This is a genomic window from Pseudomonas sp. UFMG81, from assembly GCF_015354575.1.
In the GTDB taxonomy this organism is placed as follows: domain Bacteria; phylum Pseudomonadota; class Gammaproteobacteria; order Pseudomonadales; family Pseudomonadaceae; genus Aquipseudomonas.
Genome location: NZ_JACAFQ010000016.1, coordinates 32,670 through 54,543 on the forward strand (window position 1 = coordinate 32,670; position 21,874 = coordinate 54,543).

Consider the following 21,874-nt stretch of genomic DNA (forward strand, 5'->3'; position numbering starts at 1 on the left):
ATGCTGCTCAATGTCATGGCATTTGCTCCTAATTGAGAGGTTGTCTCATCGTCCATTAAGAGGGCATGATGTGCACTTTGATTGGTTGTATACAATCCATTGAACAAATCTACTGGCTGGCCACTTGACACCCCTTGACCCATATCAGGGACGGGCGTTCAGATTCCAGGCAGTCTCGCAATTGATAAAACCCTGCCAAGGAGATTCATGATGTTTGCGAAAGCTGTAGCGGTATCCCTGCTGACCCTCGCCAGCGCCTCCGTCTTCGCCGCCGAGTGCTCGGTAACTGTCGACTCGACCGACCAGATGTCCTTCACCAGCAAGGAATTCACCGTCGACAAGAGCTGCAAGGAATTCACCGTCAAACTGACTCACTCCGGCAGCCTGCCGAAGAACGTCATGGGTCACAACCTGGTGATCAGCAAGACCGCCGACATGCAGGGCATTGCTACCGAAGGCATGTCCCAGGGCCTGGAAAAGGACTACATCAAGGCCGACAACGCCGCGATCATCGCCCACACCAAGATGATCGGCGCGCCTGAGAAAGAAACCGAAGTGAAGTTCGACACCTCGAAGCTCGAAGCCGGTGGCGACTACAGCTTCTTCTGCACCTTCCCGGGCCACATCTCGATGATGAAGGGCAAGGTTATCGTCAAGTAAGGCTGTAGAGAGGGAGGGCTTCGCCCTCCATTCGCGGGCAAGCCCGCTCCCACAGGTACAGCGCAATGCTCAAGGGCAGCGCCATATCTGTGGGAGCGGGCTTGCCCGCGATGCTTTTCAAGGCGCGAACGGCAGCTCGCGCTTGTGTTGGGTCTTGCGGTAGGTGGCGACGATGATGTCGAACGCTGCCTGATCGACCGGCAGCCCATGCAGGAACGCATCGATCTGCTGGTAGGTCACGCCATGGGACGCTTCGTCCGGCTTGCCCGGCTCCAGGTCTTCCAGGTCCGCGGTCGGTACCTTCTCCACCAGCGATTCCGGCGCGCCAAAGCTGCGCGCGATGGCTCGCACCTGGTGCTTCACCAGCCCGCTCAGCGGCGCCAGGTCACAGGCCCCATCTCCGAACTTGGTAAAGAAGCCCATCACCGCCTCGGCGGCGTGGTCGGTTCCGATCACCAGGCCCGCGCGCGCGCCGGCGATGGTGTACTGGGCGACCATGCGCGTACGTGCCTTGACGTTGCCGACGACGAAGTCCACCAGCGTCGGTGAGCCGTCCTTCAGCTCCACCACTTCGGCGGCCAGCGCTTTCACGGCCGGGGCGATATCGACGGTGTGCACTTCATCGGCCTTGATCACGTCCAGGCAGGCCTGGGCGTCGTGCTCGTCGTGCTGCACGTGGTAAGGCAGGCGCACGGCGATGAAGGTGTAGGCCTTGTCGCCAGTCTCGCGGCGCAGCTCGTTGACGGCGCGCTGGGCGAGCAGGGCGGCGGTCAGCGAGTCGACACCGCCGCTGATACCCAGCACCAGGGTCTTGAGCCGGGCGTTGGCCAGGCAGTCCTTGATGAACGCCACGCGCCGGGCCACTTCCTGCTCGAGGGCGGCAGCATCGGCGAACGGCGGCTGCACCTTGAGCGCCTGGGCAATCTCTTGCTGAACGGCTTGCATGGGTTACTCCTTGCTGGGGACTTTGAATACGTGACGCATGTAGGCGACGAAGTTCTCGTCGCGGCACTGGGTCTTGGCGGCTTCGTCGGAGATCTTCGCCACTGGCGAGCCGTTGCAGTCGGTCATTTTAAGCACGATGCTCATCGGCGCCACACCAGGGATGTCGCAGGTCAGGTTGGTGCCGATGCCAAAGCTGACGTTGATGCGCCCGCGCAGGGCGCGGAAGATTTCCAGCGAACGGGTCAGGTTCAGGCCGTCGGAGAACACCAGGGTCTTGGTCATCGGGTCCACGCCCAGCTTCTGGTAGTGGGCGATGGCCTTCTCGGCCCAGGCCACCGGCTCGCCGGAGTCGTGACGCAAACCGTCGAACAGCTTGGCGAAGTACAGGTCGAAGTCCCTCAGGAAGGCATCCATGGTGATGCAATCGGTCAGGGCGATGCCCAGCAGGCCGCGGTACTCGCGCACCCAGCAGTCCAGCGCGGCGATCTGGCTGTCGATCAGCCGCGGGCCGAGCTGCTGGTGGGCCATGAACCACTCGTGGGCCATGGTGCCCAGCGGCTTGATATCCAGTTTCCATGCCAGGTCGACGTTGCTGGTACCGACAAAACGGGCCGGGAAGTCATCGCGCAGTACCCGCACCACCTCCTCCTGCACGCGGCTGGAAAAGCGCCGGCGGGTGCCGAAGTCGGCCACCTGCAGCTCGGCCAGTTCGTCGTCGCTGGCGTGGGCGCGTAGCCAGTCGAACTTGCGATACAGCTGGTCGCGCGCCTCGGCCAGGCGCATGCGTGGGTGCAGGTGGCGGTTGCGCACCTCGCTGATGATCGCCAGCAGCGGCACTTCGAAGAGGATCACGTGCAGCCAGGGGCCGCGTATACGCAGGTACAGCTGCTCATGCTCGATGCCGATGCGTATGTAGCGCAGGTTGAAGCGGAACAGCCGCAAGAAGCGCAGGAAGTCGGGCTTGAGGAAACTGATGCGCTCCAGGAAGGCCAGCTGGCCATCATCCAGGGTCAGCTCGCTGAGCAGCTCGAGCTGGTTGCGGATCTCGCCGAGATAGGGGCGCAGGTCCTCGCCATTGCGGCAGCGAAACTCCCATTCCACGTCAGCGTCGGGGTAGTTGTGCAGCACGCCCTGCATCATCGTCAGTTTGTAGAAATCGGTGTCGAGCAGGTTGTGCACGATGCGCTCGGCGAATGCGCTCTCGCTCATCAGGGGGAAGCTCCAAAGCGGGCAATGGCCGGTATTGTGCCAGATCGCGGGGCAAGCCCGCTCCCACAGATGGAGGGGTATCCGTGGCAGCGGGCTTGCCCCGCGATAGGGCCGCCTCAGGTGAAACAGGCATTTACGCCCGCACCAGCTAGCCTTGAAAGGGTGCCGCCTGTAGCAGTCGCGCACCAGCGGTGTGCAGTTCGGTGACGTCCGCTGTTACAGGGCGGTTGCACGTAAACACTTGCCAGGGTTGCAATGATGGCACCAGGTGGTTGCTCCTTGTCTAGGCGTGTCGGTGGCGATCACCGCATCGCAGACGGTTGCACGCTCAATAAAGAAAAGGCCGCCGGTCGCCTCGTTTCACCCCTTGCCGTGTGTTTTCCCGGAAGACAAAACCAATGGCACGGCCCTTGCTCGGAGCACAGGGCTGAGAAGTTGTAGTGCCAATCAAAAAAACTCTAGGAGCACCACCTCATGTCGCAGACGTTTTACAAGAAAGGTTTCCTGGCACTGGCAGTCGCCACTGCACTGGGTGTTTCTTCGTATGTTCAGGCCGACGTCAAGATCGGTGTAGCGGGCCCCATGACCGGGGCCAACGCAGCGTTTGGCGAGCAATACATGAAAGGTGCGCAGGCAGCGGCCGACAAGATCAACGCCGCCGGCGGCGTCAACGGCGAGAAGATCATCCTGGTCAAAGGCGATGATGCGTGCGAGCCCAAGCAGGCCGTGTCCGTGGCCAACCGCCTGGTCGACCAGGACAAGGTGATCGGCGTGGTCGGGCACTTCTGCTCCTCCAACACCATCCCCGCCTCCGAGGTGTACGACGAGGCCGGCGTGATCGCCATCACCCCGGGTTCCACCAACCCGCAGGTCACCGAGCGCGGCCTGTCGGCGATGTTCCGCATGTGCGGCCGCGACGACCAGCAGGGCATCGTCGCCGGCAACTACATCGTCGACGTGCTCAAGGGCAAGAAGGTGGTGGTGCTGCACGACAAGGACACCTATGGCCAGGGCCTGGCCGATGCCACCAAGGCACAGTTGATCAAGCGCGGCGTCACCCCGGTGCTGTACGAAGGCCTGACCCGTGGCGAGAAGGACTTCAGCGCCGTGGTCACCAAGATCCGCGCCGCCGGTGCCGATGTCGTCTACTTCGGCGGCCTGCACCCTGAAGCCGGCCCGCTGGTGCGCCAGCTGCGCGAGCAGGGCCTCAAAGACGTGGCCTTCATGTCCGACGACGGCATCGTCACCGACGAACTGGTGGCCACCGCTGGCGGTGCCCAATACGTCAACGGCGTGTACATGACCTTCGGCGCCGACCCACGCCTGCTGCCAGACAGCAAGGCCGTGGTGGAGGAGTTCCGCAAGGCCGGTACCGAACCAGAAGGCTATACCCTGTACGCCTACGCCTCTGTCCAGGCCCTGGCCGCCGCGTTCAACGGCGCCAAGTCGAACAAGGGCGAGGACGCGGCCAAGTGGCTCAAGGCCAACCCGGTCAAGACCGTCATGGGCGAGAAGAAGTGGGACAGCAAGGGCGACCTGACCGTCTCCGACTACGTGGTCTACCAGTGGGACAAGGACGGCAAGTACCACCAGCTGGAAAAACAACAATAACAACGGCTCCCGGCCCGGGCGCACACAGCCCCGGGCCGCGGCCCCGCGGTACCCGTCTTTACTCGTAGATCTGCACGGTTCTGCGCCAGGTAGGCCACTTCATCCGTGGCCCGCCGTGGTCGGCGCTCGTGCAAATCTCAATCAGGTGAGATTGCGTTATGGATGGTATTTTCCTGCAGCAACTGGTCAACGGCCTGACCCTCGGGTCGGTCTATGGCCTGATCGCCATCGGCTACACAATGGTCTATGGCATTATCGGCATGATCAACTTCGCGCACGGCGAGGTGTACATGATCTCCGCGTACCTCGCGGCGATCAGCCTGGCATTGCTGGCCTACTTCGGCATCGAGTCGTTCCCCCTGCTGATGCTCGGCACGCTGTTGTTCACCGTCGTCGTCACCGGCGTTTACGGCTTCACCATCGAACGCATCGCCTACAAACCCCTGCGCAACTCCACCCGTCTGGCACCGCTCATCAGTGCCATCGGTATCTCGCTGATCCTGCAGAACTACGCGCAGATCAGCCAAGGTGCCCGCCAGCAGGGCGTACCCACGTTGCTCGAAGGCGCCATGCGCGTCGAAGTGGGCACCGGCTTCGTGCAGCTGACCTACACCAAGATCTTCATCCTGGTCGCCGCCTTCGTCGGCATGGGCCTGCTCACCTACGTGATCAAGTACACCAAGCTCGGCCGCATGTGCCGCGCCACGCAACAAGACCGCAAGATGGCCTCGATTCTGGGCATCAACACCGACCGGGTGATCTCCTACGTGTTCGTCATCGGCGCGGTGATGGCGGCACTGGCCGGCGTGTTGATCACCATGAACTACGGCACCTTCGACTTCTATGCCGGCTTCATCATCGGCATCAAGGCTTTCACCGCCGCAGTACTGGGCGGTATCGGCTCGCTCCCCGGCGCCATGCTCGGCGGGATCATCCTGGGGATCTCCGAGTCGCTGTTCTCCGGCTTGATCAACTCCGACTACAAGGACGTGTTCAGCTTCTCGCTGCTGGTGATGATCCTCATCTTCCGTCCCCAAGGCCTGCTGGGTCGCCCGCTCGTGGCTAAGGTGTGAACATGTCCGCTGCCAATACTGCCCCTGCTGTCGCTAACAAAGGTTTCGATCTCAAACGCAGCCTGCTGGAGACCCTCGTCGCCGGCCTGCTGGCCCTTATCGTGTTTGGCCCGGTCGTCGGCGTGGTGCTCGACGGCTACAGCTTCAACGCCCAGCCGTCGCGCGTCGCCTGGCTGGTCGGCGGGGTGATGGTCGGGCGCTTCGTGCTCAGCCTGTTCCTGCAGACCGGCACCGGTGTGCGCATGCTCCAGGGCTTCGACAGTGGGGGTTCGGGCGTGCACGTGCTGGCGCCGAACTACAAGTCGCGGCTGCGCTACATCATCCCGGCGCTGATCGTCATTGCCATCGTGTTCCCGGTGTTCGCCAACAAGTACCTGCTCACCGTGGTCATCCTCGGGCTGATCTACGTGTTGCTGGGCCTGGGCCTTAACATCGTGGTGGGCCTGGCCGGCCTGCTCGACCTCGGCTACGTTGCGTTCTACGCCATCGGCGCCTACGGCCTGGCGCTGGGCTACCAGTACCTGGGGCTGGGTTTCTGGAGCGTGCTGCCGCTGGCGGCCATCGCCGCCGCGCTGGCGGGGTGCATCCTGGGCTTTCCGGTGTTGCGGATGCACGGTGACTACCTGGCCATCGTCACCCTGGGCTTCGGTGAAATCATCCGCCTGGTGCTGAACAACTGGCTGTCGTTCACCGGTGGCCCGAACGGCATGCCGGCGCCTTCGCCAACGTTCTTCGGCTTGGAATTCGGCCGCCGGGCCAAGGACGGCGGGGTGCCGATCCACGAGTTCTTCGGCTTCGAATACAACGCCAACCTGAAGTTCGTGTTCATCTACGCGGTGCTGTTCCTGGTGGTGCTGGCGGTGCTGTACGTCAAGCACCGGCTGACCCGCATGCCAGTGGGCCGCGCCTGGGAGGCGTTGCGCGAAGACGAGATCGCGTGCCGCTCGATGGGCCTTAACCATGTACTGGTCAAGCTCTCGGCGTTCACCCTCGGTGCATCGACCGCAGGCCTGGCCGGTGTGTTCTTCGCCACCTACCAGGGCTTCGTCAACCCGTCGTCGTTCACCTTCTTCGAGTCCGCGCTCATTCTTGCCATCGTCGTCCTTGGCGGCATGGGGTCGACCGTGGGCGTGGTGATCGCCGCCTTCGTGCTGACCGTGGCCCCCGAGCTGCTGCGCAGTTTCTCGGAATACCGGGTGCTGCTGTTCGGTGTGCTGATGGTGCTGATGATGATCTGGCGACCGCGGGGGCTGATCCGCATCAGCCGTACCGGTGTGGTCCCGCGTAAAGGAGTGGCGCCATGAGCGACGAAATCATTCTGTCGGTCGACAACCTGATGATGCAGTTCGGTGGGATCAAGGCGCTCAGCGATGTCAGCCTGAAAGTGAAGCGCAACCAGATCTTCGCCCTGATCGGCCCCAACGGCGCCGGCAAGACCACGGTGTTCAACTGCCTCACCGGCTTCTACAAGGCCAGCGGCGGGCGCATCGAGCTGAACGTGCGCGGCAACACCACCAACGTCATCCAGTTGCTGGGCGAGCGCTTCCGCGCGGCGGACTTCGTCTCGCCGGCGCGTTTTGCCAACCGTGTGTACTACAAGATGTTCGGCGGCACCCATCTGGTCAACCGCGCAGGCCTGGCCCGTACCTTCCAGAACATTCGCCTGTTCAAGGAAATGTCGGTGGTGGAGAACCTGCTGGTGGCCCAGCACATGTGGGTCAACCGCAACCTGCTGGCCGGCGTGCTCAACACCCCCGCCTACCGCAAGGCCGAGAGCGACGCCCTGGACCATGCGTTCTACTGGCTGGAGGTGGTCGACCTGGTGGATTGCGCCAACCGCTTGGCCGGTGAGCTCTCCTACGGCCAGCAGCGCCGCCTGGAGATCGCCCGGGCCATGTGCACGCGGCCGAAGATCATCTGCCTGGACGAACCGGCTGCCGGCCTCAACCCGCAGGAAACCGAGGCGCTCAGCCGCATGATCCGCGTGCTGCGTGACGAGCACGACATCACCGTGGTGCTGATCGAACATGACATGGGCATGGTCATGAGCATCTCCGACCACATCGTCGTGCTTGACCACGGCAACGTGATCGCCGAAGGCGCGCCGCAGGATATCCGCCACAACCCGACGGTGATCGCCGCCTACCTGGGTGCCGACGAAGAGGAACTAGTATGAGTGCACCCATTCTTGAACTGAAGGACCTGGACGTGTTCTACGGGCCGATCCAGGCCCTGAAGAAAGTCTCGATGCACATCAACGAGGGTGAGACGGTGAGCCTGATCGGCGCCAACGGTGCTGGCAAGTCCACGCTTTTGATGTCGATCTTCGGCCAGCCACGGGCGGCCTCCGGGCAGATCGTCTACCGCGGCACCGACATCACCCGCAAGTCGTCGCACTACATCGCCTCCAACGGCATCGCCCAATCCCCGGAAGGGCGCCGGGTGTTCCCCGACATGACGGTCGAGGAAAACCTGATGATGGGCACCATCCCGATTGGCAACAAATATGCCGACGAGGACATGCAGCGCATGTTCGAGCTGTTCCCCAGGCTCAAGGAGCGGCGTAACCAGCGGGCGATGACCATGTCCGGTGGCGAGCAGCAGATGCTCGCCATCGCCCGGGCATTGATGAGCCGGCCCAAGCTGCTGTTGCTCGACGAGCCCTCGCTGGGGCTGGCGCCGATCGTGGTCAAACAGATCTTCGCCACGTTGCGGGAGCTGGCGCAGACCGGCATGACCATCTTCCTCGTCGAGCAGAACGCCAACCATGCGTTGAAGCTGTCGGACCGCGCCTACGTGATGGTCAACGGGCAGATTCGCATGACCGGGACCGGGCAGGAGCTGTTGGTTAACGAGGAAGTGCGCAACGCCTACCTGGGCGGGCACTGAGTTCGCTATCGCGGGGCAACTGTCTTGCGCCGCTTTTCTGTAGGAGCGGCCTTGTGCCGCGAACGGGCCGCCCAGCGGCCCCCGGCGTCACAAAGATCGCTGGGGCCGCTGCGCGGCCCTTTCGCGACACAAGGCCGCTCCTACAGGGATTGTGCAAGGCCACAGGATGTGGACAACTTGTCGCATATCTTTCCAGAACCACTCCACAACCCCCACGCAAGCCCTTGTTTCCACAGGTACAAAACTTTCCACGGATTATGTGGAACCGCCTGTGGAAAACATGGTGGCACCTCGCTCTGAGCCTTTGATTGCAAGCCCTCCAAGGGTTTGTACGTTTTTTGATCATGTACGGCTTGTGGTTGATTTCACGCCACTTTTTAGCTGCACTGCGGCGCGTACCTGACAAGCGCATTCCTGTGGATAACTCTGTGTAAAAACTTTGGACAGAGCTCCACAAGCGGCATGGTTGAAAGCGTTGCGCCATCACTGAGAGATTTCCACAGGACATTGGCTGTGCAAAAGGTTCCGCAAAACCGACGAGTTGCCCCCAATCCATGGGGAAAGGCTTGTGGATAAGGTGCGAATAGCTCGCTCAGGGCCTTCTAACACAGGGCTTTCCAGGCTTTGAGCATTTTTTGATCAGGTGCTTGAATGGTTGTCGTCAGGGCTTGCGCCGGGCATGCTGCGAGGCCTGCCAAAAGCAATGCACAGCGAAGGAGAAGAGCATGACGTCCACCGTATTCATCACTGGCGCGACTTCCGGTTTCGGTGAGGCCACCGCCCGCCGTTTCGCCGATGCGGGCTGGAAACTGGTGCTCACTGGTCGGCGCAAGGAGCGCCTGGATGCGTTGTGCCAGGAGCTGTCGGCCAAGACCGAAGTACACGGCCTGATAGTCGATGTGCGTGACCGCCAGGCGATGGAAGCGGCCATCGCCAGCCTGCCCCCGGCCTTCGACAAACTGACGGGCCTGGTCAACAACGCCGGCCTGGCGCTGGGGGTGGACGCTGCGCAGAACTGCAGCCTCGACGACTGGGAAACCATGGTCGACACCAACATCAAGGGGCTGATGTACACCACCCGCCTGCTGCTGCCACGCCTGATCGCTCATGGCCGCGGCGCCTCGATCCTCAACGTCGGCTCGGTGGCGGGCAACTACCCGTACCCGGGCGCCAACGTGTATGGCGGCACCAAGGCGTTCGTCGGCCAGTTCTCGCTGAGCCTGCGCTGTGACCTGCGCGGGACCGGTGTACGGGTGAGCAATATCGAGCCGGGCTTGTGCGAGAGCGAATTCTCGCTGGTGCGCTTCGGCGGTGACCAGGCCAAGTACGACGCCACTTATGCTGGCGCCGAGCCGATCCAGCCGCAGGATATCGCCGACACCATCTTCTGGATCCTCAACCAACCGGCACACATCAACATCAACAGCCTCGAGTTGATGCCGGTGAGCCAGGACTGGGCGGGGTTCTCGATCGATCGCTCAGCCAAGGGCTGATGCGCGAATGATTGCGGGGCAAGCTCGTGGGAGCGGGCTTGCCCCGCGATAGCGTCAGATTAGGCGCTGTAGACCATCCAGGCAGGTTGCCAAGTGATAGGGCGTGGTAGATGGCATGTCGTGTCGGCTGACTGCGCCGCTACCATCCCGGCACTCATGCCAGCCGCCCTCATGCAGAAACTGCCCTTCAAGGGCTTGCAACTGCCCAAGTAGTTTTTCATCGCTGCCTGAGCGCAGTGCCAGCGCCCGCAGATACTCCGCCTGCGCCCAGATGCGCTGGGTGGCGTCGAGCACCTTGCCGTCCACATCCAGCATCGCCAGCACCGCCGAGTCTTTCACGCCGCATTGTTCGGCGTACTCGAACGCACGGCTGATGGAGGCATGCAGCGGCGTGCCGCGCAGCAGCGGCGAGGTGTCGAGCAGGTAGAACCACTCGAACTGATGGCCAGGCTCGAACCAGTTATCCACAACCCCACGCGGCTTTTCCAGCATCAGGCCGTGCACCGGCTCTACGAACTGCGCCTGCAAGCCATCGCACAGGTGTAGCAGCGACTGGCGGGCCTCTTCATCTTCACGCACCGCCAGCACTTGCAGGAAGGCTTCGGCCAGGTGCATCTGCGGGTTCTGCAGCGGGCCGCTGCCCAGGTCCGACCAGTCCTCACCCAGGCTGGCCTCGTACAGGCCATCATCGCGGGCGAACTGCTCGGCGATTACTTCCAGGGCGCCATTGAGCGTGGCCTCGACCAGCCCTTCGCCAACCTTGCCCCAGTAGTGAGCGCAAGCGAACACGATGAAGGCGTGGGTGTAGAGGTCCTTGCGCCGGTCCAGCGGCTTGCCGTTGGCGTCGATGCTGTAGAACCAGCCACCGTGCTCGGCGTCGTGGAAGTGTTTTTGCAGCGAGCGGAACAGCGCCGCTGCACGTTCGGCCGCGCCCGGTTGCTCGATACGGCTGCTGAACAGGTACAGCTGGCGCGCGCAGGCCATGGCGCGGTAGCGCTGGACTGGCAGCGGGCGATGCTGGGCATCCAGGGCTTCATAGGGCAGCGCCATGTCGGCGTTCCAGCCCGGGCCTTGCCACAGCGGCACGATGCGTTCGGCGAAGTGCTGTTGGAAACGGGTCAACGCAGGGCGGGGGTCGGACATGCTGGCGCTCATGGACGGTCGGGCAGGGCGCCATGGTAGCAGACGGGGTTCACGGTTGCTTGTGCCGGCCAAATCGCGGGGCAAGCCCGCTCCCACGTTGTACTGCGTGGGAGCGGGCTTGCCCCGCGATGAGGGTCGTAAAGGCAAAATCAGTTCAGCCCGGGTTCCCCAATCCCTGCCAATGCCGCGCACCGACGAAGATGAAGCGCAGCTGCTGGGTGATCTTCTCTTGCGCAGTCAGCACCTGCGGATCGTCTGCCTCCGGGCTGTCGATCAGCTCCGGCAGGGTGGCGAACACGGTCTTGACCACCAGGTCGGCCATCACCCCCAACGCGGCGCCGTCCAGGTGCTGCCAGCGCGGCATGCGCGCAAGGTCGGTGGCAAGGTCGGCGCTGATGCCCTGGCGCAGGCGGGCGATGGCCTGGCGTACCGGCTGCGAGCCACCGTATTGCTCGCGGGCGAGGAACAGGAACTGGGCGCGGTGGGCGTTGACCACGTCGAGGAAGATGCGCACCGAGGCGTCGGTGATGCCGCCCAGTTCGAATTCGTTGTGGCGCACCAGGCGAATGGTCTGGCGGAAGGTGGTGTCGACCTCGGCGACCAGGGCCAAACCCAGGGCGTCCATGTCGGGGAAGTGGCGGTAGAACCCCGTGGGCACGATCCCGGCGGCCTTGGCCACTTCGCGCAGGCTGATGCCGCCGAAACCGCGGCCGCTCTCCATGAGCTGGCAGGCAGCATCCAGCAGGGCCTGGCGGGTCAGTAGCTTCTGTTCGGCACGCGGTAGCATCGGGCAACATCTTGTGGTGGTGAGGCTGGGCATTCTGGATAAAAAAACAAAGCCCGGTCAATGGACCGGGCTTGGAGGGGAGCAGGCGCAGCGGGGCGGGTTGTTGTTCTCGGCCATGGCGATCAGCTCACACGGCTGAGTTCGACCAGGCGATCCGAGCCACCTTCGGCTACACGGTTGTTGCGTTCCAGCAGACGGTCCGAACCACCTTCGGCAACGCGGTTGTTGCGTTCGATCAAACGGTCCGAGCCACCTTCGGCTACACGGTTGTTGCGTTCCAGCAGACGGTCCGAACCACCTTCGGCAACGCGGTTGTTGCGTTCGATCAAACGGTCCGAGCCACCTTCGGCTACACGGTTGTTACGTTCCAGCAGACGGTCCGAGCCACCTTCGGCAACACGGTTGTTGCGTTCCAGCAGACGGTCCGAGCCACCTTCGGCAACGCGGTTGTTACGTTCGATCAGACGGTCCGAGCCACCTTCGGCAACGCGGTTGTTGCGTTCGATCAGGCGGTCCGAGCCACCTTCGGCAACGCGACCGGCACGTTCCTGGAGGCGTTCGGCGCCACCTTCGGCCAGGGTGTTCAGCGGTTGGCTGACGGTGGCCGCGCTGGAGCGGGACTCGGCGCTCAAGTGCTGGTCATCGGCGGGCAGGGCGAAAGCGTTGGCAGCAAGGACGGAGAGGGTCAGGCTCAGCAGCAGATGGCGTTTCATGATTCGGTGCTCCTCTGGGGGGCTGGAAAGTGGGTACGGAGCCAATGCTACGCCCGGTAACGCCAGAGAAAAGTTCAATAGGGTAATGGTAACAATCGACGGGATTGATACTCGCAGCGGATGGCTCTGCCGCAATGTTTTCAGCGCGGATAAAGGCCAGTGGCCTTCACGGTTTTGCGGTAACGCCAACCCGACTCTCAAGCCAGAGTGCGGAAAAACCCGAGAAAAAACTCCGCTATCATGGCGCCCGGATAAAACCCCGCCGGCTTTCATCAGTCCCATTGATTAAGTGCCACCGTTTCGCCCGCTTTGTGCCATACAGCCAGGAGAACCACGCAATGACGCGCCCCGCCAGAATCCTTGTCTGGACCCTCGCCACCCTGGCCACCTTGCTGGCGATCCTGGTGGTGGTGATCGCCACCTTCGACTGGAACCGCGTCAAGCCGCTGCTCAACGAGAAGGTCTCCGAGGCCCTGCACCGTCCGTTCGCGATCAACGGCAACCTTGCCGTGCACTGGCGCACCGAGCCTGAAGAGGGCGGCTGGCGCGCCTACGTGCCCTGGCCGCACTTCACCGCCGAAGACCTCACCTTGGGCAACCCCGAGTGGCTCAAGGAGCCGCGCATGGTGGGCCTTGAGCGCGTCGAGTTTCGCCTGGCGCCGCTGCCGCTGATCGTCCAGCGCATCAGCATCCCGCGCATCGACCTGGTCAAGCCCAGCGCCAGCCTCACGCGCCTGGCCGATGGCCGGGCCAACTGGGCGTTCGACCTGGGGCCGAAGGACGAGAACGAACCCCCGTCGAAGTGGGTGCTGGACATCGGTGCCATCGGCTTCGACCAAGGCAACGTCAGTTTCGACGACCAGACCTTGAAAACCAGCATGAAGGTGCAGATCGACCCGCTGGGCAAGCCGGTGCCGTTCAGCGACATCGTCGGCAAGGCCCGCGCCGAAAAGGTCGGCAACGCCCAGGACTACGCGTTCGGCCTGAAGGCCCAGGGCCGCTACAAGGGCCAGGCGGTGGCCGCCACCGGCAAGATCGGTGGCCTGTTGGCCTTGCAGGACGCCAGCCAGCCATTCCCGCTACAGGCTGACGCGCGCATTGGCGACACTCGCGTGGTGCTGGCCGGCACCCTTACCGACCCCCGCAACCTGGGGGCCCTTGACCTGCGCCTGAAGCTGTCGGGCAGCAGTCTGGGCAATCTCTACCCGCTGACCGGCGTGACCCTGCCGGACACCCCGGCCTACGAGACCGACGGCCACCTCACGGCCAACCTGCACGCCGCCGAAGGTGCGCAGTTCCGCTACGAAGGCTTCAACGGCAAGATCGGCGCCAGCGACATCCATGGCGACCTGGCCTTCGTCGCCAGCCAGCCGCGCCCCAAGCTGTCCGGCAACCTGGTCTCCAACCAACTGCTGTTCAAGGACCTCGCGCCGCTGATCGGCGCCGACTCCAACAGTGCGCAGAAGGCCCGTGGTGGCGCCAGCAAGCAGCCCTCGGGCAAGGTGCTGCCGGTGGAGGAATTTCGCACCGACCGCTGGCGCGCCATGGACGCCGACGTGACCTTCGCCGGCAAACGCATCGTGCACAGCGAGAAACTGCCGTTCAACGACCTGTCCGCCCATGTGATCCTCGACGATGGCCTGCTGCGCCTGGAACCGCTGCGTTTCGGCGTGGCAGGCGGCAACCTCGGTGCCAACATCCGCCTGGATGGGCGCGGCACCCCACTGCAGGGGCGTGCGCAGTTGACCGCCCGTGGCTTCAAGCTCAAGCAGTTGTTCCCAGGCTTCGCACCGATGCAGACCACCTTCGGCGAGCTCAATGGTGACGCCGACCTCAGTGGCCGGGGTAACTCGGTGGCAGCGCTGCTGGGCTCTTCGAACGGCGATCTGCGCCTGTTGGTCAACGATGGCGCCATCAGCCGCGGGCTGATGGAGATTGCCGGGCTCAACGTGGGCAACTATGTGATCGGCAAGCTGTTTGGTGACGAGGATGTGAAGATCAATTGCGCGGCGGCGGATGTGGGTATCAAGGATGGGCTGGCCACACCCCGGTTGTTCGTTTTCGATACCGAGAACGCGATCATCTATGTCAACGGCACGGCCAACTTTGCCAGTGAGCAGCTGGACCTGAAGATCAATCCCGAGTCCAAGGGCGTACGGCTGTTCTCGTTGCGCTCGCCCCTGTACGTGCGCGGGCCGTTCGCCAAGCCCAGCGCCGGTGTGCAGGCAGTACCACTGGCACTGCGCGGCGCGGGGATGGTGGCGTTGGGTGTGGTGGTGGGGCCTGCGGCGGGGCTGCTGGCACTGATCGCGCCAAGCAGTGGCGATGCGCCGAACCAGTGCACACCCTTGCTGCAGCAAATGAAAGCCGGCAAGGCGCCGGCGGCGGTGAAGGCCAGGAAATAGGGCCGCTTTGCGGCCCAGTCGCGACACAAGGCCGCTCCTACAGGTAATCGCGGTCGTCTGTAGGAGCGGCCTTGTGTCGCGAAAAGGGCGCAAGGCGCCCTCAGGGTTCACAACCCCTGCAACAGATCCGACATATCGTCCGCGTGCTCTTCTTCCTGGGCCAGGATGTCCTCGAAGATCCGCCGCGTGGTCGGGTCGCTGTCACCGATGTACTGGATGATCTCCCGATAGCTGTCGATGGCGATGCGCTCGGCCACCAGGTCTTCCAGCACCATCTCCTTCAGGTTCTTGCCCTCAACGTACTGGGCATGGGAGTGCTTGCTCAGGTTGTCCGGGTTGAAGTCCGGCTCGCCGCCCAGCTGCACGATGCGCTCGGCCAGCTTGTCGGCGTGCTCGGCTTCCTGGGTGGCATGTTCGAGAAACTCTGTGGCAGCGACACTGGCCTTGATGCCGCTGGCCATGAAGTAGTGGCGCTTGTAGCGCAATACGCACACCAGCTCGGTGGCCAGCGACTCGTTGAGCAGGCGCAGGATCTGCTCGCGGTCGGCGTGGTAACCCTCGGTCACTGCGCCGTTTTCGGCGTGCTGGCGCGCGCGTTCGCGCAGGGTCTTCACATCGGTCAGTTCAACACTCATGGTCATCTCCGAAAGTATCAGGGGTCATGCGCCGTGGACGGCGTCGCTGTCTTCTTGCCGTTGCTTGCAGGTCTTGAAGCCCTTGGCGTCGACATGGCCGGTGGCGTCGAAGCGCACGTAGTAGGGCTGCTGCTGGCCTTCGTGGTTGAGGATGTAGTCGTTGCAGGTGCCGCCATGGGGCAGGTCGATGACATTCGAAGGGCTACCACCAATGGCGATGACTTTCTGCATGGTCATGCCGTTCTCCACCTGCTTGACCAGCGGCTGGTCACGGTAGGTCACGTAGTCCACCGGGTTTTCCGGGCGGCTGCCGCAGGCGGCGAGGGTGGCGCTTGCCAGAAGAATGGCCAGGGTCTGCTTGTACATGGTCCCGCTCCTTGCTCAAGGGTCTGTTCTGCTTGGAACCGCACGGCGCGCCGGGAGTTCGATTGCGATGGGCGTCGGCGGGGCGCTACTGTTGGCCGGTCGTCCATGGAAGAGGGCAAAAGCCATGACCCAGGCGTTGGCCACGCGATACCCACTGGTGCTGGTGCCGGGCATGCTCGGTTTCGTGCGGGTGCTGTTCTACCCCTACTGGTTCGGCATCCCCTCGGCGTTGCGCCGGGGCGGCGCGCAGGTGTTCCCGGTGCAGGTCTCGCCGGTGCATTCCAGCGAGGTGCGTGGCGAGCAGTTGCTGGCCATCATTGAGGACATCTGCCAGCGCACGGGGGCCGAGAAGGTCAACCTGATCGGCCATAGCCAGGGGGCGCTGAGTGCCCGCTACGCGGCAGCCAAACGCCCGGACCGGGTGGCATCGGTGACTTCGGTGGCCGGCCCCAACCATGGCTCGGAGCTGGCCGATCACTTGGAACGCACGGCACCGGGCGATTCGCCCCAGGGGCGCATCCTCAAGGCGGTGCTGCATGGTTTGGCGGTGTTGCTGGTGTGGTTGGAGACCGGCTGGCGCCGCGACCCGTTGCCGATCGACGTGCATGCCTCGCATCAGTCGTTGACCAGCGCCGGGGTGGCGCTGTTCAACCAGGCTTATCCACAGGGGCTGCCCGAAATCTGGGGCGGGGAGGGGCCGGGTGAGGTGAACGGTGTGCGCTATTACTCCTGGTCCGGCACCTTGCAGCCTGGGCTCACCGACCAGGGGCGCAACCGTTTCGATGGCAGCAACCGCTTCTGCCGCCTGTTCGCCCGCAGCTTCGTCAAGGAGAAGGGCCAGTGCGATGGCATGGTCGGGCGCTTCAGTTCGCACCTGGGCCAGGTGATTGGTGATGACTACCCGCTCGATCACCTGGATATCGTCAACCAGTCGCTGGGTGCGGTGGGCAAGGGCGCCGAGCCGGTGCGGCTGTTTACCGAGCATGCGGCACGGCTCAAGGCGGCGGGGTTGTGACGGCCTTGTGCAAGGCTTGAGATCCTTGGGGCCGCTACGCGGCCCTTTCGCGACACAAGGCCGCTCCTACAGGTGATCGCGGTCTACTGTAGGAGCGGCCTTGTGCCGCGAAAGGAGCGCGTAGCGCTCCCCCTGCATGTTAACGACGCACCGGCGTAGTCCAGCGCTCGGCCAGCAGCACCCCAACCAGTGTCAGCAACCCACCAACCAGGTGATAACTGGCCAACTGCTCATCCAGCACTACCGCGGCAATCACCGCCGTCACCACCGGCAGCAAGTTGAAAAACAACGTGGTCCGGCTCGGCCCCAACCGATGCACCGCCTGCATCCACACCCGCGGCGCGACCATCGAGGCCAGCACGCAGGCATACACCACCAGGCCAATGTTATGGCCGTTCAGCCCGGTCTTGGGCGACAGCAGGAACAGCGGCAGCAACACCAGGATCGCCACCAGTATCTGCAGGTACAGCAACTGCATCGGCGGCAGGCGCAGCTGCCATTTCTTCAACAGGAAGCTGTACAGCGCATAGGCGAAGGTGGCCACCAGCATCATCAGGTCGCCGCCGTTCAAGCCTTGCTGCAACAGGGCTGAGGGCTGGCCGGCCGAGACCACCTCGAGCACGCCGAAGAACGACACCAGCGCGCCGAGCAACGCACCATAGCTCAGGCGCTGGCCCAGCCAGGCGATGGACAGCGCCAGCGACATCAGCGGCATCAGCGACAGGATGATGCCCATGTTGGTGGCGCTGGTGATGGCGGCGGCGAAGTAGGCCAGGCTCTGGTACACGGCCATGCCCAGCACGCCCAGCACGAACACCTTGCCCAGGTGCGGGCGGATCGCCGCGCGGTTGCGCCACACCTGGGGCAGCAGGAAGGGGGTGAACAGCAGGCCGGCCAGCAGCCAGCGGTAGAAGCCGATCTCGGCCGGGAAGATGGCCCCGGCGGACAGCTTGGTGACCACGGTGTTGCCGGCCCAGATGAGGATGGCGGTGAGGGGGAAGAGGTAGTTCATGTAGCAGTGATTCTCTGGGGTGTTGCGGTGGTTTCTGGGGGCGCCTTGCGCCCCTTTCGCGACACAAGGCCGCTCCTACAGGGGAATGCGCTCGCCTGTAGGAGCGGCCTTGTGTCGCGAAAGGGCTGCAAAGCAGCCCCCGACAGGCGACCATTATCCGCTGTCTGTTACAAAGCCTATACTCCCATCCAGACAACCCGCCTCGCGAAGCAGCCAACATGCCCCGCCAGTACCTCACCCTCCCGCAATTCGACCAGCTCCCCGCCCCGGTCTACTTCCGCTACGACGAATTCGGCGCCGGCAGCCAGAGCGCGCCGCATCGTCACCCCTGGGGGCAACTGAACTACGCTTCCCACGGCGTCATGCACCTGGATGTCGAAGGCCAACGCTTCGTCTCACCGCCCAATTACGCCGTGTGGGTACCACCGGGCACCGAGCATGGCTGCTACAACCCCCAGGCCATCGTCTACCGCTCGGTGTACCTGGACCGCAGCCTGTGCGCCGAACTGCCCACGCAACCTTGCAGCCTGGTGGTCAGCGACATCCTCAAGGCAATCCTCGGCGATTTCGCCCGGCGCGACCTCAAGGTGGCTCGGGACGCCTGCGACCAGCGCCTGGTCCAGGTGCTGCTCGACCAACTGCACCAGGCGCCAAGGCAAACCTGCTATCTGCCCTTCGCCCACAGCGACAGCCTGGGCCAGGTGCTCGCCGGATTGCAGGCCGAGCCCGGCGACAACCGCCCGTTGGCCGACTGGGCCGCGCAGGTGCATGTCAGCGAACGCACCCTGGCCCGGCATTTTTTGCGCGAGCTGGGCATGAGCTTCGGTGAGTGGCGCCTGCGCCTGCGCTTCCTGCGGGCCATCGAGGCGCTGGAGGCCGGCACGCCGATCCAGGCCATCGCCTTCGACCTCGGCTACAGCAGCGGCTCGGCCTTCATCGCCATGTTCCAGCGCCAGGCCGGCTGCACACCGGAGCATTACCGGCGGCGGGCCCGGGCAGAGGTGTAAGAATTCTTGTCTACACTCAGCTCGACACGCGCGCATCGGGCGCGCCGCCAAGGAGACCACTCCATGAAGTTGCTGAATGTGCCACTGCTGGTGCTGGGCATGTTGATCGCTGGGCAAGGATTCGCCGCCACTGCGCAACAAGAAAAGATGAAAACCTGCAATGCCGACGCCACCACCAAGGCGCTCAAGGGCGATGAGCGCAAGGCGTTCATGAGCACCTGCCTGAAGAAGGATGTGCCACAGACCCAGCAGGACAAGATGAAGACCTGCAACGCCGACGCCACCACCAAGGCGCTCAAGGGCGACGAGCGCAAGGCCTACATGAGCGACTGCCTGAAGAAGAAATGACCTGCGCCTATGCCTGTGCATTGAAGGCTGGCAGACTGCGGGACTTTCCGCTGTCTGCCGTCGAGGCTGTATGACCTTCACCCCCCGCCAGATCTCCCTTGCCAGCCTGGTCATCGTCATTGCTGGCCTGCTGCTGGCGCTGCCCCTGAAGCTACTCCCCAGCCTGCTGGCCGGCCTGTTGGTGTTCGAGCTGGTCAACATGCTCACCCCGCGCCTGCAACCGCTGATTGCCGGGCAGCGTGCGCGCTGGCTGGCGGTGGCCCTGCTCGGCACCCTGGTGGTCAGCACCCTGACCCTGCTGTTCGCCGGCGCCTTCAGTTTCCTGCTGCACGAAGCGGAGAACCCCGGCGCCTCGCTGGACAAGTTCATGGCCCTGGTCGAGCGTGCCCGTGGCCAGCTGCCGCCGTTCATCGAAGCCTACCTGCCGGCCAGCGCCGCCGAGTTCAAGGTAGCCATCGGTGACTGGATCAAGAGCCACCTGAGCGACCTGCAACTGGTGGGCAAGGGCATGGCGCACATGTTCGTGACCCTGCTGATCGGCATGATCCTAGGCGCCATCGTCGCCCTGCAGCGCATCCCCGACATCTCCCGGCGCAAGCCCCTGGCCGCAGCGCTGTTCGAGCGCCTGAGCCTGCTGGTGCAGGCATTTCGCAACATCGTCTTCGCGCAGATCAAGATCTCGCTGCTCAACACCGCGTTCACCGGCATCTTCCTGGCCGTGGTGCTGCCGCTGTTCGGCGTGCACCTGCCGCTGACCAAGACCTTGATCGTGCTGACCTTCCTGCTGGGCCTGCTGCCGGTGATCGGCAACCTGATGTCCAACACCCTGATCACCATCGTCGGGCTGTCGCTGTCGATCTGGGTGGCGGCGGCGGCACTGGGCTACCTGATCGTGATCCACAAGGTCGAGTACTTCCTCAACGCGCGGATCGTTGGCGGGCAGATCAGTGCCAAGGCCTGGGAGTTGTTGCTGGCGATGCTGGTGTTCGAGGCCGCGTTCGGGCTGCCGGGGGTGGTGGCGGGGCCGATCTACTACGCGTACCTGAAGAGTGAGTTGAAGCGGATGGAGTTGGTCTGACGATCGCCGGGGCCGCTTTGCGGCCCTTTCGCGACACAAGGCCGCTCCTACAGGGGGGCGCGGCCTTCTGTAGGAGCGGCCTTGTGTCGCGAAAGGGCTGCGCAGCAGCCCCAGAGTCTATCAAGCTGCGCCGTACCGCTTGCGCGCCTCGATCGCCAGCCCACTACCAATGCTGCCGAAGATATTCCCTTCCACATGCCGCGCCTTGGGCAGCATCGCCGCCACGCTGTTGCGCAGCGCCGGGATACCGCTGGAACCGCCGGTGAAGAACACCGTGTCCACCTGGCTCTCGTTCACCCCCGCCTTGGCCAGCAATTCGGTCACACTGCCACGCACCCGCTCCAGCAACCCGTCGATGGCATCCTCGAACAACGCGCGGGTCAGCTCGGCGGCCAGCCCCGGCTCGATGCGGCCGAAGTCGATGTGGCGGCTGTCGCGCTCGGTCAGCTCGATCTTGCTGGCCTCCACTTCCATCGCCAGCCAGTGCCCGGCGCGCTGCTCGATCAGGTTGAACAAGCGGTCGATGCCCAGGGTGTCCTCGATGTCGTAGCGCATGTTGCCCAGCGCCAGCTGCGACTTCTGCGAGTACAGGGCGTTGATGGTGTGCCAGGTGGCCAGGTTGAGATGGTAGCTGGTAGGCATCAGCGCACCGCTCTTCATCCGGCTGCCGTAGCCGAACAGCGGCATCACGCCCTGCAGGCTCAACTGCTTGTCGAAGTCGGTACCGCCAATGTGCACGCCGCCGGTGGCGAGTATGTCGTCCTGGCGCTCGTCGATGAGGTGGCGCTCGGGCGACAGGCGGATCAGGGTAAAGTCCGAGGTACCGCCGCCGATATCGACGATCAGTACCAGCTCTTCACGGCTGATGCCCGACTCGTAGTCGAACGCCGCGGCGATCGGCTCGTACTGGAACGACACGTCCTTGAAACCGATCTTGCGTGCCACCTCGGCCAGGGTGTCCTCGGCCTCCTGGTCGGCGGCCGGGTCTTCGTCGACGAAGAACACCGGGCGGCCCAGCACCACCTGGTCGAACTCGCGGCCGGCGGCGGCTTCACCGCGCTTTTTCAGCTCGCCGATGAACATGCCCAGCAGGTCCTTGAACGGCAGGGCGCTGCCCAGCACGCTGGTGTCGTGCTTGATCAGCTTGGAGCCCAGCAGGCTCTTGAGCGAGCGCATCAGGCGGCCTTCGTAGCCTTCCAGGTACTCGTGCAGGGCCAGGCGGCCGTACACCGGGCGACGCTCCTCGATGTTGAAGAAGACCACCGACGGCAGGGTGATCTTGCCGTCTTCCAGGGCGATCAGCGACTCGACGCCCGGGCGGTGCCAGCCGACCGTGGAGTTGGAGGTGCCAAAATCGATGCCGAGGGCGCGGGCCGGGGATACGTCAGACATGAGGGGAAAGCTTCCGGAGGCAAAACGGCCGCGCAGTTTATGCCAGTTGGCTACAGAATCAAGACCGGTCGTCTGCCGTGAGGCAAAGCCAAG

General features: G+C 63.8%; 21 protein-coding genes. 12 read left to right on the forward strand and 9 right to left on the reverse strand.

Features of this window, described 5'->3' with window-relative positions; genetic code table 11:
• The first annotated feature begins 210 nt into the window (after positions 1–210).
• On the forward strand, positions 211–660 hold the full coding sequence (gene azu / locus IX761_RS14410; protein WP_194790238.1) for an azurin: 450 nt from the start codon (positions 211–213) through the stop codon (positions 658–660).
• A 117-nt stretch (positions 661–777) separates the two neighbouring features.
• On the opposite strand, the gene nadE is transcribed toward azu, so the two are convergent.
• Together nadE and pncB are read right to left on the reverse strand one after the other, a co-directional pair.
• Positions 778–1,605, reverse strand: coding sequence for an ammonia-dependent NAD(+) synthetase (gene nadE / locus IX761_RS14415; protein WP_194790239.1), 828 nt, complete (start codon positions 1,603–1,605; stop codon positions 778–780).
• Between the two features lie 3 nt (positions 1,606–1,608).
• Positions 1,609–2,814 (reverse strand): nicotinate phosphoribosyltransferase, encoded by a 1,206-nt coding sequence (gene pncB, locus IX761_RS14420; protein ID WP_194790240.1) that lies wholly within the window; start codon positions 2,812–2,814, stop codon positions 1,609–1,611.
• Positions 2,815–3,288: 474 nt separating this feature from the next.
• Between pncB and IX761_RS14425 the strand changes: the two genes are divergently transcribed.
• The 6 genes from IX761_RS14425 to IX761_RS14450 all read left to right on the forward strand — a co-directional run bounded on the left by IX761_RS14425 (position 3,289) and on the right by IX761_RS14450 (position 9,880).
• Positions 3,289–4,425, forward strand: coding sequence for a branched-chain amino acid ABC transporter substrate-binding protein (locus tag IX761_RS14425; protein WP_194790241.1), 1,137 nt, complete (start codon positions 3,289–3,291; stop codon positions 4,423–4,425).
• Between the two features lie 158 nt (positions 4,426–4,583).
• Positions 4,584–5,498 (forward strand): ABC transporter permease subunit, encoded by a 915-nt coding sequence (locus IX761_RS14430; RefSeq protein WP_194790242.1) that lies wholly within the window; start codon positions 4,584–4,586, stop codon positions 5,496–5,498.
• Positions 5,499–5,500: 2 nt separating this feature from the next.
• Complete coding sequence (gene livM, locus IX761_RS14435) at positions 5,501–6,802, forward strand: high-affinity branched-chain amino acid ABC transporter permease LivM (RefSeq protein ID WP_194790243.1); 1,302 nt, start codon at positions 5,501–5,503, stop codon at positions 6,800–6,802.
• Entirely contained in the window at positions 6,799–7,674 is an 876-nt protein-coding gene (locus tag IX761_RS14440) for an ATP-binding cassette domain-containing protein (RefSeq protein WP_194790244.1), read from the forward strand. Before livM ends, IX761_RS14440 begins: the two co-directional genes overlap by 4 nt.
• A complete protein-coding gene (locus IX761_RS14445) occupies positions 7,671–8,387 on the forward strand; it encodes an ABC transporter ATP-binding protein (protein WP_194790245.1) in 717 nt (238 codons plus the stop codon). The genes IX761_RS14440 and IX761_RS14445 overlap by 4 nt, the downstream gene beginning before the upstream one ends.
• Positions 8,388–9,112: 725 nt before the next feature.
• On the forward strand, positions 9,113–9,880 hold the full coding sequence (locus IX761_RS14450) for an SDR family oxidoreductase (protein ID WP_194790246.1): 768 nt from the start codon (positions 9,113–9,115) through the stop codon (positions 9,878–9,880).
• Positions 9,881–9,934: 54 nt separating this feature from the next.
• Here the strand turns inward: IX761_RS14450 and IX761_RS14455 are convergent, their stop codons facing one another.
• The 3 genes from IX761_RS14455 to IX761_RS14465 all read right to left on the reverse strand — a co-directional run bounded on the left by IX761_RS14455 (position 9,935) and on the right by IX761_RS14465 (position 12,523).
• Positions 9,935–11,023 (reverse strand): AGE family epimerase/isomerase, encoded by a 1,089-nt coding sequence (locus tag IX761_RS14455; RefSeq protein WP_194790247.1) that lies wholly within the window; start codon positions 11,021–11,023, stop codon positions 9,935–9,937.
• A gap of 154 nt (positions 11,024–11,177) precedes the next feature.
• Entirely contained in the window at positions 11,178–11,810 is a 633-nt protein-coding gene (locus IX761_RS14460; protein WP_194790248.1) for a TetR family transcriptional regulator, read from the reverse strand.
• Between the two features lie 122 nt (positions 11,811–11,932).
• Positions 11,933–12,523: a phage infection protein gene (locus tag IX761_RS14465; RefSeq protein ID WP_194790249.1), complete on the reverse strand. Its 591-nt coding sequence runs from the start codon at positions 12,521–12,523 to the stop codon at positions 11,933–11,935.
• A 338-nt stretch (positions 12,524–12,861) separates the two neighbouring features.
• Here IX761_RS14465 and IX761_RS14470 point away from each other — a divergent pair, with 338 nt between their 5' ends.
• Positions 12,862–14,928 carry an AsmA family protein gene (locus IX761_RS14470; protein WP_194790250.1) on the forward strand — a complete coding sequence of 689 codons (2,067 nt, stop codon included), beginning with the start codon at positions 12,862–12,864 and terminating at the stop codon, positions 14,926–14,928.
• A 107-nt stretch (positions 14,929–15,035) separates the two neighbouring features.
• Here the strand turns inward: IX761_RS14470 and IX761_RS14475 are convergent, their stop codons facing one another.
• Together IX761_RS14475 and osmE are read right to left on the reverse strand one after the other, a co-directional pair.
• The gene (locus IX761_RS14475; protein WP_194790251.1) at positions 15,036–15,563 is read right to left on the reverse strand and encodes a ferritin-like domain-containing protein; all 528 of its coding nucleotides are present in this window, start codon (positions 15,561–15,563) and stop codon (positions 15,036–15,038) included.
• Positions 15,564–15,587: 24 nt separating this feature from the next.
• Complete coding sequence (osmE, locus tag IX761_RS14480) at positions 15,588–15,929, reverse strand: osmotically-inducible lipoprotein OsmE (RefSeq protein WP_194790252.1); 342 nt, start codon at positions 15,927–15,929, stop codon at positions 15,588–15,590.
• 124 nt (positions 15,930–16,053) lie between these two features.
• Between osmE and IX761_RS14485 the strand changes: the two genes are divergently transcribed.
• Positions 16,054–16,944 carry an esterase/lipase family protein gene (locus IX761_RS14485; protein WP_194790253.1) on the forward strand — a complete coding sequence of 297 codons (891 nt, stop codon included), beginning with the start codon at positions 16,054–16,056 and terminating at the stop codon, positions 16,942–16,944.
• Positions 16,945–17,083: 139 nt separating this feature from the next.
• Here the strand turns inward: IX761_RS14485 and IX761_RS14490 are convergent, their stop codons facing one another.
• Positions 17,084–17,956, reverse strand: coding sequence for a DMT family transporter (locus IX761_RS14490; RefSeq protein WP_194790254.1), 873 nt, complete (start codon positions 17,954–17,956; stop codon positions 17,084–17,086).
• Positions 17,957–18,174: 218 nt separating this feature from the next.
• Between IX761_RS14490 and IX761_RS14495 the strand changes: the two genes are divergently transcribed.
• The 3 genes from IX761_RS14495 (at position 18,175) to IX761_RS14505 (ending at position 20,389) form a co-directional block, all read left to right on the forward strand.
• The gene (locus tag IX761_RS14495; protein ID WP_194790255.1) at positions 18,175–18,963 is read left to right on the forward strand and encodes an AraC family transcriptional regulator; all 789 of its coding nucleotides are present in this window, start codon (positions 18,175–18,177) and stop codon (positions 18,961–18,963) included.
• Between the two features lie 63 nt (positions 18,964–19,026).
• Positions 19,027–19,311: a PsiF family protein gene (locus IX761_RS14500; RefSeq protein ID WP_194790256.1), complete on the forward strand. Its 285-nt coding sequence runs from the start codon at positions 19,027–19,029 to the stop codon at positions 19,309–19,311.
• Positions 19,312–19,381: 70 nt separating this feature from the next.
• Positions 19,382–20,389, forward strand: coding sequence for an AI-2E family transporter (locus IX761_RS14505; RefSeq protein ID WP_194790257.1), 1,008 nt, complete (start codon positions 19,382–19,384; stop codon positions 20,387–20,389).
• Positions 20,390–20,509: 120 nt separating this feature from the next.
• Here the strand turns inward: IX761_RS14505 and IX761_RS14510 are convergent, their stop codons facing one another.
• On the reverse strand, positions 20,510–21,781 hold the full coding sequence (locus IX761_RS14510) for an Hsp70 family protein (protein WP_194790258.1): 1,272 nt from the start codon (positions 21,779–21,781) through the stop codon (positions 20,510–20,512).
• Positions 21,782–21,874 lie beyond the last annotated feature (93 nt).

What these genes read in the sequence shown, in the direction of transcription:
- IX761_RS14505 (WP_194790257.1), top strand. Translation starts at nt 19,382, where the DNA reads ATGACCTTCACCCCCCGCCAGATCTCCCTTGCCAGCCTGGTCATCGTC.
- nadE (WP_194790239.1), bottom strand. Translation starts at nt 1,605, where the DNA reads ATGCAAGCCGTTCAGCAAGAGATTGCCCAGGCGCTCAAGGTGCAGCCG.
- IX761_RS14425 (WP_194790241.1), top strand. Translation starts at nt 3,289, where the DNA reads ATGTCGCAGACGTTTTACAAGAAAGGTTTCCTGGCACTGGCAGTCGCC.
- IX761_RS14490 (WP_194790254.1), bottom strand. Translation starts at nt 17,956, where the DNA reads ATGAACTACCTCTTCCCCCTCACCGCCATCCTCATCTGGGCCGGCAAC.
- livM (WP_194790243.1), top strand. Translation starts at nt 5,501, where the DNA reads ATGTCCGCTGCCAATACTGCCCCTGCTGTCGCTAACAAAGGTTTCGAT.
- IX761_RS14460 (WP_194790248.1), bottom strand. Translation starts at nt 11,810, where the DNA reads ATGCTACCGCGTGCCGAACAGAAGCTACTGACCCGCCAGGCCCTGCTG.
- pncB (WP_194790240.1), bottom strand. Translation starts at nt 2,814, where the DNA reads ATGAGCGAGAGCGCATTCGCCGAGCGCATCGTGCACAACCTGCTCGAC.
- IX761_RS14475 (WP_194790251.1), bottom strand. Translation starts at nt 15,563, where the DNA reads ATGAGTGTTGAACTGACCGATGTGAAGACCCTGCGCGAACGCGCGCGC.
- IX761_RS14455 (WP_194790247.1), bottom strand. Translation starts at nt 11,023, where the DNA reads ATGTCCGACCCCCGCCCTGCGTTGACCCGTTTCCAACAGCACTTCGCC.
- IX761_RS14495 (WP_194790255.1), top strand. Translation starts at nt 18,175, where the DNA reads ATGCCCCGCCAGTACCTCACCCTCCCGCAATTCGACCAGCTCCCCGCC.
- IX761_RS14445 (WP_194790245.1), top strand. Translation starts at nt 7,671, where the DNA reads ATGAGTGCACCCATTCTTGAACTGAAGGACCTGGACGTGTTCTACGGG.
- IX761_RS14465 (WP_194790249.1), bottom strand. Translation starts at nt 12,523, where the DNA reads ATGAAACGCCATCTGCTGCTGAGCCTGACCCTCTCCGTCCTTGCTGCC.
- osmE (WP_194790252.1), bottom strand. Translation starts at nt 15,929, where the DNA reads ATGTACAAGCAGACCCTGGCCATTCTTCTGGCAAGCGCCACCCTCGCC.
- IX761_RS14450 (WP_194790246.1), top strand. Translation starts at nt 9,113, where the DNA reads ATGACGTCCACCGTATTCATCACTGGCGCGACTTCCGGTTTCGGTGAG.
- IX761_RS14485 (WP_194790253.1), top strand. Translation starts at nt 16,054, where the DNA reads ATGACCCAGGCGTTGGCCACGCGATACCCACTGGTGCTGGTGCCGGGC.
- IX761_RS14440 (WP_194790244.1), top strand. Translation starts at nt 6,799, where the DNA reads ATGAGCGACGAAATCATTCTGTCGGTCGACAACCTGATGATGCAGTTC.
- IX761_RS14470 (WP_194790250.1), top strand. Translation starts at nt 12,862, where the DNA reads ATGACGCGCCCCGCCAGAATCCTTGTCTGGACCCTCGCCACCCTGGCC.
- azu (WP_194790238.1), top strand. Translation starts at nt 211, where the DNA reads ATGTTTGCGAAAGCTGTAGCGGTATCCCTGCTGACCCTCGCCAGCGCC.
- IX761_RS14500 (WP_194790256.1), top strand. Translation starts at nt 19,027, where the DNA reads ATGAAGTTGCTGAATGTGCCACTGCTGGTGCTGGGCATGTTGATCGCT.
- IX761_RS14430 (WP_194790242.1), top strand. Translation starts at nt 4,584, where the DNA reads ATGGATGGTATTTTCCTGCAGCAACTGGTCAACGGCCTGACCCTCGGG.
- IX761_RS14510 (WP_194790258.1), bottom strand. Translation starts at nt 21,781, where the DNA reads ATGTCTGACGTATCCCCGGCCCGCGCCCTCGGCATCGATTTTGGCACC.